Annotated in this window: 14 protein-coding genes and 1 pseudogene; 7 read left to right on the forward strand and 8 right to left on the reverse strand. The window is 71.6% G+C overall.

Annotated features, from left to right (window positions below; genetic code table 11):
- Positions 1 to 473 precede the first annotated feature (473 nt).
- The 3 genes and pseudogenes from J8M50_RS44795 to J8M50_RS44805 form a co-directional block, all read right to left on the reverse strand.
- A pseudogene (locus J8M50_RS44795) lies at positions 474 to 2,285 on the reverse strand (FAD/NAD(P)-binding protein); the annotation flags it as partial.
- Positions 2,282 to 3,427, reverse strand: coding sequence for a DegT/DnrJ/EryC1/StrS family aminotransferase (locus J8M50_RS44800; protein WP_010357734.1), 1,146 nt, complete (start codon positions 3,425 to 3,427; stop codon positions 2,282 to 2,284). The gene J8M50_RS44800 and the pseudogene J8M50_RS44795, both read right to left, overlap by 4 nt.
- Positions 3,424 to 3,963, reverse strand: a complete 540-nt coding sequence (locus J8M50_RS44805; protein ID WP_010357732.1) for a cupin domain-containing protein — start codon at positions 3,961 to 3,963, stop codon at positions 3,424 to 3,426. The genes J8M50_RS44800 and J8M50_RS44805 overlap by 4 nt, the downstream gene beginning before the upstream one ends.
- A 266-nt stretch (positions 3,964 to 4,229) precedes the next feature.
- Between J8M50_RS44805 and J8M50_RS44810 the strand changes: the two genes are divergently transcribed.
- Positions 4,230 to 5,372, forward strand: a complete 1,143-nt coding sequence (locus J8M50_RS44810; protein WP_010357730.1) for a polyprenyl synthetase family protein — start codon at positions 4,230 to 4,232, stop codon at positions 5,370 to 5,372.
- A 22-nt stretch (positions 5,373 to 5,394) separates the two neighbouring features.
- Complete coding sequence (locus tag J8M50_RS44815; protein ID WP_010357728.1) at positions 5,395 to 7,008, forward strand: class I adenylate-forming enzyme family protein; 1,614 nt, start codon at positions 5,395 to 5,397, stop codon at positions 7,006 to 7,008.
- Here the strand turns inward: J8M50_RS44815 and J8M50_RS44820 are convergent.
- Together J8M50_RS44820 and J8M50_RS44825 are read right to left on the reverse strand one after the other, a co-directional pair.
- On the reverse strand, positions 6,985 to 7,341 hold the full coding sequence (locus tag J8M50_RS44820) for a DoxX family protein (RefSeq protein WP_010357727.1): 357 nt from the start codon (positions 7,339 to 7,341) through the stop codon (positions 6,985 to 6,987). The genes J8M50_RS44815 and J8M50_RS44820 overlap by 24 nt on opposite strands.
- Before the next feature lie 363 nt (positions 7,342 to 7,704).
- Positions 7,705 to 8,067: a hypothetical protein gene (locus J8M50_RS44825; protein ID WP_010357726.1), complete on the reverse strand. Its 363-nt coding sequence runs from the start codon at positions 8,065 to 8,067 to the stop codon at positions 7,705 to 7,707.
- A gap of 33 nt (positions 8,068 to 8,100) precedes the next feature.
- On the opposite strand from J8M50_RS44825, the gene J8M50_RS44830 reads away from it, so the two are divergent.
- From J8M50_RS44830 to J8M50_RS44840, 3 genes are all read left to right on the forward strand, one after another.
- Positions 8,101 to 9,654: a phytoene desaturase family protein gene (locus J8M50_RS44830; RefSeq protein WP_010357725.1), complete on the forward strand. Its 1,554-nt coding sequence runs from the start codon at positions 8,101 to 8,103 to the stop codon at positions 9,652 to 9,654.
- Between the two features lie 61 nt (positions 9,655 to 9,715).
- Positions 9,716 to 10,828, forward strand: coding sequence for an NAD(P)H-dependent flavin oxidoreductase (locus J8M50_RS44835; RefSeq protein WP_010357721.1), 1,113 nt, complete (start codon positions 9,716 to 9,718; stop codon positions 10,826 to 10,828).
- Positions 10,825 to 12,372 carry an acyl-CoA synthetase gene (locus J8M50_RS44840; RefSeq protein WP_010357719.1) on the forward strand — a complete coding sequence of 516 codons (1,548 nt, stop codon included), beginning with the start codon at positions 10,825 to 10,827 and terminating at the stop codon, positions 12,370 to 12,372. Before J8M50_RS44835 ends, J8M50_RS44840 begins: the two co-directional genes overlap by 4 nt.
- A 29-nt stretch (positions 12,373 to 12,401) precedes the next feature.
- Here the strand turns inward: J8M50_RS44840 and J8M50_RS44845 are convergent, their stop codons facing one another.
- Positions 12,402 to 13,520, reverse strand: coding sequence for a fatty acid desaturase family protein (locus J8M50_RS44845; protein WP_010357717.1), 1,119 nt, complete (start codon positions 13,518 to 13,520; stop codon positions 12,402 to 12,404).
- Between the two features lie 9 nt (positions 13,521 to 13,529).
- Positions 13,530 to 14,585: a ferredoxin reductase gene (locus tag J8M50_RS44850; protein ID WP_029184367.1), complete on the reverse strand. Its 1,056-nt coding sequence runs from the start codon at positions 14,583 to 14,585 to the stop codon at positions 13,530 to 13,532.
- A 109-nt stretch (positions 14,586 to 14,694) separates the two neighbouring features.
- Between J8M50_RS44850 and J8M50_RS44855 the strand changes: the two genes are divergently transcribed.
- Positions 14,695 to 15,834, forward strand: a complete 1,140-nt coding sequence (locus J8M50_RS44855; RefSeq protein WP_010357714.1) for a PucR family transcriptional regulator — start codon at positions 14,695 to 14,697, stop codon at positions 15,832 to 15,834.
- Between the two features lie 23 nt (positions 15,835 to 15,857).
- Here the strand turns inward: J8M50_RS44855 and J8M50_RS44860 are convergent, their stop codons facing one another.
- Entirely contained in the window at positions 15,858 to 16,322 is a 465-nt protein-coding gene (locus J8M50_RS44860; RefSeq protein WP_010357713.1) for a MarR family winged helix-turn-helix transcriptional regulator, read from the reverse strand.
- A 106-nt stretch (positions 16,323 to 16,428) separates the two neighbouring features.
- Between J8M50_RS44860 and J8M50_RS44865 the strand changes: the two genes are divergently transcribed.
- Positions 16,429 to 16,809, forward strand: coding sequence for a hypothetical protein (locus J8M50_RS44865; protein WP_010357711.1), 381 nt, complete (start codon positions 16,429 to 16,431; stop codon positions 16,807 to 16,809).
- The last annotated feature ends 90 nt before the right edge of the window (positions 16,810 to 16,899 follow it).

Genomic DNA, 16,899 nt, shown 5'->3' on the forward strand with positions numbered 1-16,899 from the left:
AGTTCTGGCGCGAGGGCGGTCGGTGCACCGGCGGGCGGCGTCCGTGCGGGCGATGACTGCGTGTCGGGAAGTTGAGGCGCAGGGTTGGCGAGGTCGGTCGGTGCACCGGCGGGCGGCGTCCGTGCGGGCGATGACTGCGTGTCGGGAAGTTGAGGCGCAGGGTTGGCGAGGGCAGCCGGGGCATCGACAGGCGGCGTCCGCGCGGGCAATGACTGCGCGTCGGGAAGCCGAGGCGCAGGGCTGGCGAGGTCGGTCGGTGCACCGGCGGGCGGCGTCCGTGCGGGCAGTGACTGCGTGGCGGGAAGTTGAGGCGCAGGGTTGGCGAGGTCGGTCGGTGCACCGGCGGGCGGCGTCCGTGCGGGCAATGGCTGCGTGGCGGGAAGTTGAGGCGCAGGGCTGGCGAGGGCGGCCGGGGCATCGACGGGCGGCGTCCGCGCGAGGCCCTGTCCTGACACCCCGTCCGACAGCACCCCGGGACCCCCCGACGCCGCCTCCCCCGCCAACACCGCCCGCGCCACCGCATCCGCATCGCCCAGGATCACCGAGTCGACCCCCGGCCGGATCCCGGCAGCGGTCACCCAGTGGACCCCCTCCGTCGGCACCCCCAGCGCGAACCGGCGCGGATGAGCCCGCCCCGTCGCGTCGACCAGTCGGTACGGGCGTTCCGTCACGGCCAACCCCCGCGTCGCGACCTCCGTCCCGCAGCTCCCGGCGATCGAGAACCGCCTCGCCCGCCCCGACTCCAACAGCCCCCGCAGCAACGGGTCCGCCGTACGCGCGAGGTCCGGCTCCGGCAACCGTGCCTCGATCAGCGCGGTCGCCCGTACCGGTGGCCCCGGTACGACACCGGAGACGACGCTGAACCCGTCCCCGGCCGACACCCGGACCTCCGGCCCGAGGATCTCCACGACCCCCGCCTCGATCAGCGCGATCAACTCCGCCACCCGCGAGACCGGCGGCCCGATGGACAGGAACGCGTTCAGCGGGGTGTACCAGCCCTGGACGTCGTCCCGGTACGAACCACCCTCCAGCCGCCCGTGATCGACGGCGGCACGGATCTCGTTGCGCAGATCCCGCAGCACATCGAGGGCAGCCTTGAGCGGCCCGCGTACGTTGCCCGCACGAGCCTCACGCACGTCGTCCGCGAGATGCCCCAGGAGCCACGCCCGGTACGCGTCCGGGTCACGAAGGTCCCGCCCGAGCCAGGGCCGAGCCACCCGCTCCCAGTCCCACCGCTCCCCGGCCGAGACCCCGGCGGCGTCCAGCAACCGCGCCTCGGCGGCCCGGTCGGGCGCCGCCAGGAACTCCCGTACGAACGATTCACGCGAGCCCAGCAGCGTGCCGTAATAGACGCTCTCGACCTCCTTGGCGATCAACGGCCACAGATCGGCGGCGAACGACAGCCGCTCCCCGTCCTCGGCCCGCCGGTGCAGCCGGGCGACGGCCGCGAGGGTCAGCAGACGCGGCTCGTGGCGGCCGTACGCACCCTTCTGGTTCTCACCGCGCGCGTGGTACGGCACCCCGCGCCGCGACCCGGCGACGATGCGCGGCTCCCGCCCCGAAGGCTCGTAGCGCAGACGGTCGGCATCCCGGACGAACCTCCCGCCCCGCTCCTCGGTCAGCAGCGCGAGCACGTCGAAGAAGTTCAGCCCGAGCCCGCGTACGAAGACGGTCTCGCCCGGAGAGATCCCGGACAGGTCGAGGTCGGCGGGGTTCGCGGGGCCGAAGTAACCGGCGAGGCGCGGTTCGCCGGGCGCGGGGCGGACGGGAAGGTGCCCCTGCGCCAGGACCACGGCGTCAAGGCCGGTCAGCCGAGTGCCGTCGGCCAGCAGCAGCGACTGCGTACCGTCCGCCGCGTCGTCGAGCGCGACCGCAGACGTACGGTGCTCCACGACGGTGACATGCGCGGGCGCCGCGTCCCGCACCGTACGGAACACGCCCTCCAGGTACGCCCCGTACAGAGCCCGCGTCGGATAGTCGTCCGGCCCGAGCCGCCCCGCAGCCCACTCGTACAGGCTCGGCCCCTCCTCCACCGGGCCGTCCATCGTCACCGTATGGTCCGTGAACATCGTGACCTGCGAGGCCACCGTGTTCATCAGCAGCCGCCGCGACTGATCCGTACGCCACACCTTCCCGGCCCCCGGCGCGTACGGATCGACGACGTGCACGGTCACCGCCTCGTGCGCCGGCGACTTCCGCTCGTTCGCACACAGCCGCTCCAGGACGGACAGCCCACGCGGCCCCGCTCCGACAAGACAGACGACAAGCACGGGCTCTCCTGTCAGGACGTGCGGACGTTGTTCTTCAGCTCGGCCCGCAGCACGTCCACGACCCGCTCGACCTGGTCGTCACGGAGCTCGGCGTGCATGGGGATGGCGAGGTTGCGGTGGAAGAGGTCGGCGGAGACCGGGCAGCTCTGTACGGCGTCGTAGACCGGCTGGAGATGGCTCGCCCAGGTGCCGTGCCCGCAGCCGATGCCCTGCGCGCGCAGCGACGCGGCGAGGGAGGAGCGGTCGACGAGCGGGGAGAGCGTCACGAGGTACGACTGCCAGGCGTGGGTGCGGTCGTCGGGGACGTACGGCAGCGTCAACAGGTCCTCGTCGGCGAGGAGTTCGCCGTACCGGGCCGCGACCGCGCTACGGCGGGCCAGGAGTTCGTCGACCCGCTCCACCTGCACCTGGAGGATCGCGGCGGCGATGTCGGAGAGCTTGTAGTTGTAGCCGATGTCGGTGAACGTCGGGATCGGCAGCCCGACCACCTGAGCCTGGTCGTAGATGCTGCCGATGCCGAACGACGACCGCAGCCGCGCGTCCGCCCCGATCACCGGATCGGCGGCGAGCAGCGCCCCGCCCTCCCCGCTGGTGGCGCCCTTGCGGCCGTGGAAGGAGAGGCAGGCGACCGGCGCGAGCGCGCCCGCGGGCCGCCCCCGGTAGGTCGCGCCGACCGCGCAGGCCGCGTCCTCGACGACGAACAGCCCGTGCCGGTCGGCGAGTGCCATCAGCTCGTCGTAGTCGGCGGGCAGGCCGACCGTGTCCACGGCGATCACCCCCACCGTGCGCGGCCCGATGAGTGCCTCCACCGCCTGCGGATCGATCGTGCCGGTGTCGGGCCGCACGTCCGCGAAGACGGGCGTCGCACCGACGTACCGCACCGCGTGCGCCGGGGCGGGGAACGTGTAGTCGGCGACGATCACCTCGTCGCCCGGCTCGACGCCGAGCGCCAGCATCGCCAGGTGCAGCGCGGCGCCGCAGTTGCTCAGCGCGACCGCGTCGCCGACGCCGTACCGCTGCTTGAGCTGCGCCTCGAACGCCTTGCCGCGCGGACCCTGGCCGGCCGGCCAGCCGGAGGCGAACACCTCGGCCACGGCGGAGAGTTCGCGGGCACCGAGGCTCGCGTGGACGAGGGGGACGCTGTCGTTGGTGGTCACGGGGCGACCGTCCTTTCTGCGGGCGGGGTGAAGCGGAGCGGGGTGATCTGCTGGACGTCGTAGCGCCGGCGCATCCGCTCGACCGCCTCGGGGTCCACCGAGGGACCAGCGGCGAAGATCTCGACGATCTCCTCGAAATACCGCTCGTGGTCCGGCGAGGGGGAGCTCTGGAAGAGCATCCGGGCCGGGGTGTCCGAGGCGTTGCGGAAGGCGTGCGGGGTGCCCGGCGGCACGAACATGCAGCTGCCGGTGACAGCCCGGACGGGACGCTCGCCCTTCGGGGACTCCCAGCCGTGCCAGGTGTCCTCGGTCCGCTCGGCGGGCTCGAACGCGAACAGCTCCAGCTCGCCGTCCAGGACGTAGAAGAACTCCTGGGACTCGCTGTGCGCGTGCGCGCCGACGTCGAATCCCGGCGGCACGACCACTTCGAACACGGAGGAGGAGGAACCGTCCGCCGCGGTGACTTTGAACGTCACGTCCTGGGCTTTCGTGACGAGTTTCCTGCCGTGTCCTGGCGGGACGATCAGACCGCTCATGAGTGTCGCTCTCTGTGGAATGCATTCCGTGGAATGCTTCTACGGAATGCGCGGGGCGCGGAGAAAGGCGGACGGCGGAATTCCGGGCCGGTGGTCACGGCCGATTCCCCAGTGAGAATGCCAGCGCCGACTTGGTGGCCGATTGGCGCCCGCTTGCCGCCAAGCCGGGGCCAACTCGCCGCGTATTCCCCGGCAAGGGGCCGTGACGAGGATGCGGTTGCGCACGGATTCCAGAATCCGGTTCCGACCACCCCGAGGGGGAAACCATGCAGTCCGCCACCGCACCGCCTGGAGTGCTTCCCGGGCTCACCGCAGGGGCGAGCGTGCCCGAGATCCCGGTAGAGGCGGGCGGGCTGGAGGTATCAGACGCCGCGCGCCAGGCCGAGGAGAGCTGCGCCGAGCTCCTCGGCCGAGTCGACCGCCGCATCGCCGACCTCCTCAACTCCGAGGCCGCGCACTGGAGTTCCGTCGACCCCCGGGCCGCCGTACCCGTCGGCGTCGTGGCGGAGCTGATCGCGGCGGGCGGCAAGCGGCTGCGCCCCCTGTTCTGCGTCACCGGGTTTCTCGCGGCCGGCGCGGACGGCGACGAGGACACTGTCGTGGACGCGGCAGCCGCCCTGGAGCTGCTGCACGCCTTCGCGCTGCTCCACGACGACATCATCGACAACTCGCCCACCCGGCGCGGCAGTCCGACCGCCCACGTCGCGTACGCGGACCTGCACGCACGGAACGGCTGGGCGGGGGAGTCGCGCCGGTACGGCGAGGGCGTCGCGATCCTCGCCGGGGACCTCGCCCTCAGCTACGCGAACCGGCTCGCGGGAACCCTGACCGGCCCGGCGGCGCAGGTCTGGCACGAGCTGGTCACCGAGATGATCGTCGGCCAGCAACTGGACGTCGCCCTCGCCGCCGAGGCCGTCCCCGACGAGGCGCTGGCCCGCTGGGTCGCCGTCTGCAAGTCCGGCCGCTACACCATCCACCGCCCGCTCGCGCTGGGCGCGGCCCTCGCCGGACGCCCCGCGCTGTACGGCGCGTTCGAGGCGTACGGCGTCGCGGCCGGGGAGGCGTTCCAGCTGCGGGACGACCTGCTCGACGCGTTCGGCGACGAGGAGGTCACCGGCAAACCGGCCGGTCTGGACCTCGACGAGCACAAGATGACCCTGCTGATCGCGCTGGGCGCGGCGAAGGACCCGGAGGTGGCGCGGCTCGGCGAGGAGAGCCGGCACACCGACTGGAACCCGGCCGCCCTGCACACCGCCCTCCTCGCCTCCGGCGTACGCGCGGACGTCGAGAAGCGCATCGACGCCCTCGTCACCGACGCCCGCACGGCCCTCACCGGCGCCGCACTGCCCGACCCCTGGCGCCTGCGGCTCGAAGAACTCGCCGACATGGTCGCCTACCGCGACCGCTGACGACTCCCGAAGGACCCCTGCCATGAGCACACTTCTGTACCGACTGACCCCCAGGCCCGACCACGCCGCACTCCACCGCAAGGGCCTCTACCTCGGCGTCGTCCCCCAGGCGGCGGCCCGCGTGCGCGGCGCGATGCCGGTGGTCCTCGACCACGACCTCGACGTCCTGCCCGACGCCGGCCGCGATCTGACGGTGGCTCAACTCGCGGCCCACGTCGCGGACATGGCGAACCGTCTCGCCGTGGCCGGAGTCCGACGCGGCGGACACGTCGTGATCTGCAAGGCCCCCAACTTCGACCTCTGGCTCCTCGCGACGGCCGTCGAACGCCTCGGCGCCGTCCCGGTGATGCTCTCCCACCACCTCGACTCCGAGGCCCTCTCCGCGCTCCTCGCCCGCCTCGACCGGCCGTACCTGATCACCGACGGCCCCAAGCTCGGCTCCCTCACCGAGGACGCCGTCGACCTGGACACCCTGACCCGGGGCGTGCTCGGCGTGGGCGACGCCGGTCCCGGCGCGGTCCCGCTCGCCTCCCTGGACGGCTCGGTGCCGGTCCGCCCGGTGCTGCGTGGCCTCGACGAACCGGCGATGATCACCCACACCTCGGGCACCACCGGCCTGCCGAAACTCGTCGTCCACACACCGCGCACGATGCGCTCCCGGCTGCGCCCCCAGATCTTCCTGCTCGGCCTGATGCGCAAGCGCGGCACCGTCGCGATCCACACCCCGTTCGGCCACTCCCGGACCTTCGCGGCGATGTCCCTGTGCCTCCTCCAGGGCATGCCGCCGCTGCTGGTGAACAACGGCACCCCGGACTCCGTCGCCACGTTCTTCGCCGCCCAACGCCCTTGGCTGATCGAGGCGTTGCCCAACACCTTCCTCGCCTGGGAGGAGTTGGCCGACGACGCGCGCCGCCCGTTCGCGTCCGTCAAGTACTTCAGCAGCACCTTCGACGCGATCCACCCGCGCACCGTACGCCGCCTGCTGCACGCCTCCACGCAGCGCGCGCAGTTCTTCCAGATCTACGGCCAGAGCGAGGTGGGCCCCGCAGCGGGGCGCCCGTACTTCCGCCGGTTCGCGCACCGCATGGACGGCCGCTGCGTCGGCTACCCGCTGCCGGGCAGCGCTCAGGTGCGGCTGGTGAGCCGGGACGGGCAGCGGCCCTCGCAGGACAACCCCGGGTTCATCGAGGTGCGGTGGGACGGCATCGCGAAGACGTACCACGGCGAGCAGGAGCGCTACGACGCCAACCTGACCGACGGCTGGTGGCGCACCGGCGACGTCGGCTACCGCACCCGGTTCGGCTGCCTGCACATGCTGGACCGCGAGTTCGACGCGATCGACGGCGTCGGCAGCAGCCTGGAGATCGAGGACGTCCTCCTCGACGAACTCGCGGAACTCGCCGAGGTGGTCGTCGTGCAGGGGCCCGACGGCGAGGCGGTCCCGGTCGTCTGCACCCACCACGACGAACCGCTCGACCTCGGCCGCTGGCGCACCGCCACCGCCGGATACCCGCAGCTCACCGAACCCGTCCAGATCCCGCTGGCCGAACTCCCGCGCACCGCCACCCTCAAGACGCGCCGCGTCGAACTCTCCCGCCGCCTCGCGGCCCGGCTACCAGGGACCGTGGTCGAGTAGCCCGAGGACGAGGATCGCCACCGCCGTGGCGAGGAAGACGATCCCGCCCACGATGTTGCGGGAACCGACCCGCACGTGGGCGATGATCGCCCCCACGAAGTACAGGATCAGACCGATCGCGGCCAGCGTGCCCAGCACCGGCACCGCGAGCCCGGCCAGCAGTCCGACGGTGCCCGCCGCCAGCAACGACCCCAGGACCGGGACGTACTTGCGGGGGATGCCCTTCATGTCCGCCTGGGTCTTGGGGTACTCATGGCCGATCAGGTACGTGACGGCGGCGGCACCGTTGAAGACCGCGCCGATGATGGTCATGGTGACGAAAGCGGTGGACAAGTTCTCTCCGCATCTTTGAGGACGACCTTGCTGAGCACCGTACCGAGATGCCCCCCGAGCGCTGATGATCGTACAGGCGACGACCCGCCAAGTCTCGGGGACAGAGCGCTACTTGGGGCCCTAGGCCCTGTCGTCAAATTCCCGCCTGCCGGGCGACGCCTGCCACGCGCTCCCCCAAGCTCTGCGAGCAGGGGGGACCCCCAGCGGCGTTGTCGTCGGTCGCCGACGCTCCGCGTCGACTCTCTCCTCCGCCTTGCAGCTGCACGCTCCCCCGAGTTCTCGACTTCGCTCGAACAGGGAGGTGCCCCCATGACGCCTCCCGGCCCGCCCTCCGGGCGGACGACGGGAATTTGACGACAGGGCCTAGACCACGTCCCAGCCGTGCTCCCGGTGCGCCGGTTCCGCCTTGCTCACCGGCAGCCACTCCAGCTCGTACACGGCGTCGCCCACCCGGAACACGCCGGCCGACCAGTCGGCGAGTTCACCGTCGACGTCCTCGCCCCGCACCACGCCGTCGTCGGCGGTCAGCGTGCCGGAGGAGCCCACCGGCCACACCATCCACTCCGGCAGCTCCTGTTCACTGATCATGCGCCGGCGCCACAGCCACCCCGTGTACTCCCGCCAGACGTCCACCCGGGTGACCAGCAGCCCGACCTCCTGCCGGTCGGCGAACACCCTCGCCGCACCCCGTCGATACGGTTCGAGCCGCACGTCACGCGTGATCACACTCTCGCACCCCCACCCGTGCTACCAAGAACCATGTCTGTACACGAAGCATCCCACGCGTACGACGCCGTCATCGTCGGCGGCGGTCACAACGGCCTTGTCGCCGCCGCCTATCTGGCCCGCGCCGGGCGGTCGGTGCTCGTGCTGGAGCGGCTGGAGAGCACGGGCGGCGCGGCGGTCTCCACGCGGCCGTTCGCCGGGGTGGACGCGCGCCTCTCGCGGTACTCGTACCTGGTGAGCCTGCTCCCCGACAAGATCGTCCGGGACCTCGGCCTGAGTTTCCGCGTCCAGTCCCGCGACATCTCCTCGTACACCCCCGTCGAGCGCCACGGGAAACCCACCGGCCTCCTCGTCGGCGGCGGCGACCACCGCACCCGGGACGCCTTCGCGCAGCTCACCGGCTCGGACCGGGAGTTCGAGGCGTGGCAGCGGTTCTACGGCCTCACCGGGCACGTCGCCCGCCGCGTGTTCCCGACGCTCACCGAACCCCTGCCCACCCGCGAGGAGTTGAGGCGCAGGGTCGACGACGAGGAGGCGTGGCGCGCCCTGTTCGAGGAGCCGATCGGGACGGCCATCGAGGAGCGGTTCGCGGACGACACCGTGCGCGGAGTCGTGCTGACGGACGCCCTGATCGGCACGTTCGCCGACGCGCACGACGCCTCGCTGGCCCAGAACCGCTGCTTCCTGTACCACGTCATCGGCGGCGGTACCGGAGCCTGGGACGTCCCCGTCGGCGGCATGGGCGCCCTCACCGACGCCCTCGCCACGGCGGCCCGCGAGGCCGGCGCCGTCCTCGCCACCGGCCACGAGGTCACCAGGATCGACACCGACGGCCGTACGGCGGAGGTGAGTTACCGCACCGCCGACGGCGAGGGCGTCGCCACCGCCCGCCACGTCCTCGTGAACGCCTCACCACAAGCCCTCGCCCAACTCACCGGCGCCACTGAGCCGGAGCCCGCCGAGGGCGCCCAACTCAAGGTGAACATGCTCCTGAAGCGCCTCCCCCGGCTGAAGGACACCGCCGTCGACCCGCGCGAGGCGTTCGCCGGAACCTTCCACATCGCCGAGGGATACGGCCAACTCGCCACCGCCTACGCCGAGTCGGCCGCCGGACAGCTCCCCACCGCCCCGCCCTCGGAGATCTACTGCCACTCCCTGACCGACCCGACCATCCTGGGCCCGGAGTTGACGGGCCATCACACCCTCACCCTCTTCGGCCTGCACACCCCCGCCCGCCTCTTCCGCGAGGACAACGACGCCACCCGCGAGGAACTCCTCACCCGCACTCTCGCCCAACTCGACGCGCACCTCGCCGAACCGCTGGCCGACTGCCTCGCCACCGACGCCGACGGCCGCCCCTGCATCGAGGCGAAGACGCCGCTCGACCTGGAACGCGACCTGCGCCTCCCCGGGGGCAACATCTTCCACCGCGCCCTGTCCTGGCCCTACTCCCAGAAGGGCGACGGGCGTTGGGGCGTCGAGACACCGCACGCGAACGTCTACCTGTGCGGCGCGGGCGCGATCCGAGGCGGAGGGGTGAGCGGCGTTCCGGGTCACAACGCGGCCATGGCAGTGCTGGAGCAATAGATCTGACGCTCCATCAGAAAACCTCTTCCTTCGGACGGCCGTCTGCGGCATCCTGCGCGACATGCAGACGGAGCTGAGCAACCAACTGGGAGTCGAGCACGCCCTTTTCGGCTTCACGCCGTTCCCCGCCGTCGCCGCGGCGATCAGCCGGGCCGGCGGGTTCGGCGTGCTCGGCGCGGTCCGCTACACCGCCCCCGACGACCTCAAACGCGACCTGGACTGGCTCGACGCACACGTGGACGGACGGCCGTACGGACTGGACGTCGTCATGCCGGCCAAGAAGGTCGAGGGCGTCACCGAGGCCGACGTCGAGGCCATGATCCCCGAGGGGCACCGGCAGTTCGTGCGCGAGACCCTCGCCAAGCACGGCGTGCCCGAACTCGCCGAGGGCGAGGTGTCCGGCTGGCGGATCACCGGCTGGATGGAACAGGTCGCCCGCAACCAGCTCGACGTCGCCTTCGGCTACCCGATCAAACTCCTTGCCAACGCGCTGGGTTCACCCCCGGCGGACGTCATCGCCCGTGCCCACGCCCACGACGTACGGGTCGCGGCCCTCGCCGGAAGTGCCCGGCACGCGCTCAAGCACAAGGACGCGGGCATCGACATCGTCGTGGCGCAGGGCTACGAGGCCGGCGGGCACACGGGCGAGATCGCCTCAATGGTCCTGACCCCAGAGGTCGTTGAGGCCGTCGACCCGCTGCCCGTGCTCGCCGCCGGAGGCATCGGCAGCGGCGCCCAGGTCGCCGCCGCGTTCGCGCTCGGCGCGCAGGGCGTCTGGCTCGGCTCGCTCTGGCTCACCACCGCCGAGGCCGACATGCACTCGACGGCCGTCACCCGCAAGCTCCTCGCCGCCGGGTCCGGCGACACCGTCCGCTCCCGCGCCCTGACCGGCAAACCGGCCCGGCAGTTGCGCACCGAGTGGACCGACGCCTGGGACGACCCGGACGGCCCCGGCACCCTCCCCATGCCCCTCCAGGGCCTGCTGGTCGCCGAGGCGCTCTCCCGGATCCAGAAGTACGAGGTCGAGCCGCTGCTCGGCACGCCCGTCGGGCAGATCGTCGGCCGGATGACCGAGGTCCGCAGCGTCCAGGCCGTCGTCGACGACCTCACGCGCGGCTTCGAGAAAGCCGTCGAGCGCGTCAACCGGATCGCCGCAGGAAGGACCCCCCGATGACCCCCGGCTTCTGGGCCCAGGCCGCCGAGAACCCCGACCGCGTCGTCCTGGTCGCCCCCGACGGCGAGGAGTGGACCGCCGGACGCCTCCACGCGCAGGCCAACCGCCTCGTCCACGGCCTGCGCGCCGCCGGACTCGAACGCGGCGACGCCTTCGCGGTCGTCCTGCCCAACTCCCCGGAATGCATCGTCACTTACCTCGCCGCCACCCAGGCGGGCTTCTACCTCGTGCCGATCAACCACCACTTCGTCGCCCCCGAGATCGCCTGGATCGTCGCCGACTCCGGCGCCAAAGTCCTCATCGCCCACGAACGGTTCGCCGCTGCCGCCGCCCAGGCCGCCGACGAGGCGGGTCTCCCGCCGAGCCACCGGTACGCCCTCGGCGCCGTCGACGGATTCCGCCCGTACGCCGAACTCCTCGACGGACAGCCGGAGTCGGCCCCCTCGGGCCGCACGCTCGGCTGGGTCATGAACTACACGTCCGGTACGACGGGACGCCCGCGCGGCATCCGCCGTCCGCTGCCCGGGAAGCTTCCCGAAGAGACCTACCTCGGCGGCTTCCTGGGGATCTTCGGCATCCAACCCTTCGACGACAACGTCCACTTGGTGTGCTCGCCGCTGTACCACACGGCCGTCCTCCAGTTCGCGGGCGCGTCGCTGAACATCGGGCACCGGCTGGTCATGATGGACAAGTGGACGCCGGAGGAGATGCTCCGCCTGATCGACCGTCAGAAGTGCACGCACACCCACATGGTGCCCACCCAGTTCCACCGCCTCCTCGCCCTCCCCGAGGAGGTCCGCGCCCGCTACGACGTGTCGTCGATGCGGCACGCCATCCACGGCGCCGCCCCCTGCCCCGACCACGTGAAACGGGCGATGATCGACTGGTGGGGCAACTGCGTCGAGGAGTACTACGCGGCCAGCGAGGGCGGCGGGGCGTTCGCGAGCGCCGAGGACTGGCTGAAGAAGCCCGGCACGGTCGGAAAGGCCTGGCCCATCAGCGAGTTGGCCATCTTCGACGACGACGGCAACCGGCTGCCGCCCGGCCAACTCGGCACGGTCTACCTGAAGATGAACACCGGCGGGTTCGCCTACCACAAGGACGAGCAGAAGACCCGCAAGAACCGCATCGGCGACTTCTTCACCGTCGGGGACCTCGGACTCCTCGACGAGGACGGGTACTTGTTCCTGCGCGACCGGAAGATCGACCTCATCATCTCCGGCGGCGTCAACATCTACCCCGCCGAGATCGAGGCGGCCCTCCTCGCGCACCCGGCCGTCGCCGACGCCGCCGCGTTCGGGATCCCCCACGACGACTGGGGCGAGGAGGTCAAGGCGGTCGTCGAACCGGCCCCGGGATTCACCCCGGGACCGGACCTGACCGCCGACCTCCTCGCCCACTGCGCCGGACACCTGGCCGGCTACAAACGGCCCAAGAGCATCGACTTCATCGCCGAGATGCCCCGCGACCCCAACGGCAAGCTCTACAAACGCCGGTTGAGGGAGCCGTACTGGGCCGACTCAGCCGCTCCGAAGACCGGGTGACGCCTTGACGCCCTTCTCGGTACCGGGAATCAGGCGGCGACGAGTTCCTTCTCGCGGTCCGGCGTCCTGGTGCTGGGCTTCTTGTTCGGCAGCGAGAGCCGGAAGACCTTGTGCCAAGCGGAGAACACCTGCTTGGGCAGCGGCCCGGTGACGTACTCCAGCTCGTACTTCTCGAACAGCGCGCGCACCTTCACCGCGACCTCGGCGTACCGGTTGCTCGGCAGGTCCGGGAAGAGGTGGTGCTCGATCTGGTGCGAGAGGTTGCCGGTCATGAAGTGCATGGCCTTGCTGCCGCTGATGTTCGCCGAGCCCATCATCTGGCGCAGGTACCACTGGCCGCGCGTCTCGCCCTTGATCGACCGGCGCTCGAAGACCTGCACGCCCTCGGGGAAGTGCCCGCACATGATCACCGAGTGGGTCCAGACGTTGCGGACCAGGTTCGCGGTGAACGTGGCGGCGAGCGTGGTGAGGAACGACGGGCCCGACAGCAGCGGGTGGATCACGTAGTCCTTGAGCACCTGCTTGCGGATCTTGCGGCCCACAGCCTTGGCCCGCGCGCGGAACTCCGGGTTCTTGCGGCGGCGCTTCTGGAGGTTCTTGCCGAGCTCCAGGTCGTACGCCGCGATGCCGTACTCGAAGAAGCAGGCGTTGAGGAAGTTCCACAGCGGCTGGCCGAGGTGGAACGGGTGCCACCGCTGGTCCTCGTCGACGCGCATGATGCCGTAGCCGAGGTCGTTGTCCTTGCCGATCACGTTGGTGTACGTGTGGTGCAGCTCGTTGTGCGAGTGCTTCCACTGCTCGGACGGCGAGACGTGATCCCACTCCCAGGTGGTGGAGTGGATCTTCGGGTCCCGCATCCAGTCCCACTGACCGTGCAGGATGTTGTGGCCGATCTCCATGTTGTCCATGATCTTCGCGACGGACAGCCCCGCCGTGCCGATCACCCACGCGGGCGGGAAGAAGGAGAACAGCAGCACACCCCTGCTGACCAGTTCGAGCTTGCGCTGCGCCGAGATCACCTTGCGGATGTAGGCGGCGTCCTTCTCACCACGGTCGGCGATCACCTCGTCGCGGATCGCGTCCAGCTCGCGGCCGAGCTCCTCGATCTGCTCGGCGGTGAGGTGGGCGGTGGGGTCGATAGCGGTCAAGGTGTACGCCTACCGTTCGATGTCGCAGGGGCCCGCCGCGGCGGACACACAGGTCTGGATGAGGACACCCGGCTCGGCCTCGGTGATCTCGCCGGTGCGCAGGTCGCGGACGGCGCCCGACTTGAGCGGTGTGACGCAGCCGAAGCAGATGCCCATACGGCACCCGGAGGGCATCAGCACGCCGGCCGCCTCGCCGACGTCCAGCAACGGCGTGGCGCCGTCCGCGTCGACGGTCTTGCCGGTGGTGCTGAACGTGACCTCGCCGCCGTCGCCGGTGACGACGACGCTGGGACGGAAGCGCTCGATGTGCAGGCGCTCCCGGACGCCGTGCTCGGCCCAGTGCTTCTCGGCGGCGTCGAGCAGGCCCGCGGGCCCGCAGGCCCAGGTCTCGCGCTCGGCCCAGTCGGGTACGAGTTCGTCGAGCCGGGCGATGTCGAGCCTGCCGTCGGTGTCGGTGTGCACCTCGGTGAGCCGCAGCTTCTTCCGCGCGACCAGGTCGTGCAGCTCGCCGCGGAAGATCACGTCGTGCGGACGCGGCGCGGAGTGGACCATGACGGCGTCGTCGGACTCGGTGTCGCGCAGCATGCCCATCACCGGCGTGATGCCGCTGCCGGCCGTCAGGTAGAGCACCTTGGCGGGCTTGGCCTGCGGCAGCACGAAGTCACCGGCCGCCTGCTCCAGCTGGATCAGCGTGCCCGGTTTCGCCCTGCGGATCAGGTGGTTGCTGACCTTGCCGTCCGGGATCGCCTTCACGGTGATCGTGACGCGGCCGTCGGGGCGGTCGGTCGGCGAGGTGATGGAGTAGGTACGCCACAGGCGTACGCCGTCGACGTCGACCCCGATGCCCACGTACTGACCGGCCCGGTGGCCGCGCCAGCCCCGCCCCGGCTTGATCACGACGGTCGCGGCGTCACCCGTCTCGGGGTGCACGGCCTCGATGCGCCCGCGCAGGTCGGCGCCCGCGCGCAGCGGGCTGGCCAGGTCGAGATAGTCCGACGGCAGCAGCGGCGTTGTGACCATCTCCAGCAGTTTCCACGCCCTGCTGCGAAGGGCTGTACTCGTCATGGCTCCAGCTTGCTGCGCCTCCAGGCGTAAAATCCTGACCGCAGGATGTGAATTCTGTCGGCCGAGTTGTTCGCAGGGAACAAAAACGGAGACAGGGCAGGGAATAAAGATGAGTGACGCGATCCGGAAGGCCGGCGAACTGACCCTGGACGAGACCACGGTCACAGCGCTGCGGGCCGTGCTGACGACCGCCGCCGACGAGGTCGTCCAGGCGATCATCGACGAGGTTCCCCCCTACGCGGGCGCCCTTTCGGGCCGTATGGGCGGCACCATCCGCGGAGCCGTCCGCACCGCCCTGGGGCACTACCTGGACCTCGCGAGCGGGAACGCCACGGGCGGCGACGGCGGTGACGCGGCCTACGAGCTGGGGCGCGGCGAGGTACGGGACGGCCGGTCGATGGACGCCCTGCTCAGCGCCTACCGCGTCGGCGCCCGCGTGGCCTGGCGATGCCTGGCGGCGGGTGCCGTACCCGCGGGCCTGCCCGCCGCCGAGGTCGCCAAGTTCGCCGAGCTGACGTTCGCCTACATCGACGAGCTCTCCGCCGCGAGCGCCGCGGGCCACGCCGACGAACTGGCGGCCCGGGGCCGGGCCCACGAGCGCCACCTGGAACACCTGGCCCGCGACCTCCTCGCCGGCGCGAGCCCGGACGTACTGCTCGTCTCCGCCGGGCGGGCCAGGTGGCAGCCACCGGGTTCACTGACCGTGGTCCTCCTGCCCGCCGCCCAGGTCCGGCCCGCCTACCGCGCGCTCGACCCGGGCACCCTCGTCCTCGACGACCTGCCGGACGCCACCGGCGTGCTGCTCGTCCCCGACGCCGACCGGTCGCGCCTCTTGAGGCAGCTGACCGGCCGCACCGCCGTGGTCGGCCCGGCCCGGCCGTGGACCCGCGCGTCCGCCTCGTACGCACGAGCCGTACGCGCGCGCTCCCTCTCCGCCGAGATCCGCGACACCGAGGACCACCTCCCCGAGCTGGTGCTGAGCGCTGACGCGGACGCGCTCGCGGACCTCCGCGACCGGGCTCTCGCACCGCTGCGGACCCTGCCCGCCGCGTCCGCGCGGCGGCTGGAGGAGACGCTGCGGGCGTGGCTGCTGCACCAGGGCAGGCGGGAGGAGGTGGCGGCGACGCTGTTCATCCACCCCCAGACCGTCCGGTACCGGATGTCGCAGCTGCGGGAACTGTTCCCTGACCTCACATCACCGCACCGGGTCCTCGAACTGACCCTGGCGGTCGGCCTGCGGACCGACTGACGCGTTTCTCGCCCGGGGGAAGGTCAAGAAGCCGGACCCTCGCCCACCTCCGACTCGTACGCCAGCAGCGTGTTCACGAACAGGCGGCGCTCCAGCGGGGTCAGGGGAGCCAGGACCCGGCGCCATGCCGCCGCGCCCGGGGCCAGCCACGCCGTGATCGCCGGTTCGTGGGCGGGGGACAGGGCGATGATCCGGCGTCGGCGGTCCCGTTCGTCCTCGCGGCGTTCCAGGACGCCCTTTCTGCTCAGGTCGCCGATCAGGAGGCTGACGGTCGTGGGGGCGACGCCGAGCCGCGCCGCGAGTTCGTTCACCGTCATCGGGCCGTCGAAGAGGAGGTACGAGAGCAGGGAGAGGTGGCGGGGGGCCAGGGAGAGGGACTGGAGCGCCTCGGGGATCGGTAGCTTCTTCGCTCGGCCGACCAGGCGGGGCATGAGCAGGAGCAGTTCACGGACGGCGGGGTCGACGCCGTTGTTTTCGTCGGAGGGCATGGACAGGCGGCTCCTGGTCATTTATCTTTGACATCAAAGCTAATTTGTCTGGCAAGGCAATCTGGCGGCCATGGTACGCATGCCGCCTGCGAGAAGGGGGCTGGTCATGCCGCACTGCACTGTCCATCTGGGCGAGGAGGCCCTCACGGGCCGGGAGACGGAACTGATCGTCGCCGTCACCGACGCGGTGGGGTCCGTCTTCGGGGACGGCTTCCGCAAGCTGGTGGGGGTGGACCTGATCGGCGTTCCGGCACACCGCCGGGGCACCGGGGGAGTGGTGACGGGCGGTGCGACGCCGCAGATCACCCTGAGCATGAGGGAGGGGGCCTACCGGCACCCGGACTTCCCCGAGGCCCCGGCCCGCCTGGTCGGCGCGCTCACCGACGCGGTGGCCGGGGTGTTGGGGGAGGAGATACGGGAGGGGACGCTGGTGACGTTGGTGGGGGTGCCGGAGGAGAGGACGGGGGTGGGGGGCCGGCTGGTGTGAGAGGTCGGCGGCGCGGCGGTACTGCGGGGCCCCGCAGTACCGGACCGGCTCGACCCGGGGCGCGCCCCCACCACCCCTCCCCCCACCCCG

It is taken from the genome of Streptomyces acidiscabies (genome assembly GCF_020010905.1).
Lineage (GTDB): Bacteria > Actinomycetota > Actinomycetes > Streptomycetales > Streptomycetaceae > Streptomyces > Streptomyces acidiscabies.

Excerpts from the sequence above, each read along its gene's own strand:
- J8M50_RS44840 (WP_010357719.1), top strand. The coding sequence starts at position 10,825 with ATGACCCCCGGCTTCTGGGCCCAGGCCGCCGAGAACCCCGACCGCGTC.
- J8M50_RS44835 (WP_010357721.1), top strand. The coding sequence starts at position 9,716 with ATGCAGACGGAGCTGAGCAACCAACTGGGAGTCGAGCACGCCCTTTTC.
- J8M50_RS44860 (WP_010357713.1), bottom strand. The coding sequence starts at position 16,322 with ATGCCCTCCGACGAAAACAACGGCGTCGACCCCGCCGTCCGTGAACTG.
- J8M50_RS44810 (WP_010357730.1), top strand. The coding sequence starts at position 4,230 with ATGCAGTCCGCCACCGCACCGCCTGGAGTGCTTCCCGGGCTCACCGCA.
- J8M50_RS44855 (WP_010357714.1), top strand. The coding sequence starts at position 14,695 with ATGAGTGACGCGATCCGGAAGGCCGGCGAACTGACCCTGGACGAGACC.
- J8M50_RS44850 (WP_029184367.1), bottom strand. The coding sequence starts at position 14,585 with ATGACGAGTACAGCCCTTCGCAGCAGGGCGTGGAAACTGCTGGAGATG.
- J8M50_RS44805 (WP_010357732.1), bottom strand. The coding sequence starts at position 3,963 with ATGAGCGGTCTGATCGTCCCGCCAGGACACGGCAGGAAACTCGTCACG.
- J8M50_RS44865 (WP_010357711.1), top strand. The coding sequence starts at position 16,429 with ATGCCGCACTGCACTGTCCATCTGGGCGAGGAGGCCCTCACGGGCCGG.
- J8M50_RS44815 (WP_010357728.1), top strand. The coding sequence starts at position 5,395 with ATGAGCACACTTCTGTACCGACTGACCCCCAGGCCCGACCACGCCGCA.
- J8M50_RS44830 (WP_010357725.1), top strand. The coding sequence starts at position 8,101 with ATGTCTGTACACGAAGCATCCCACGCGTACGACGCCGTCATCGTCGGC.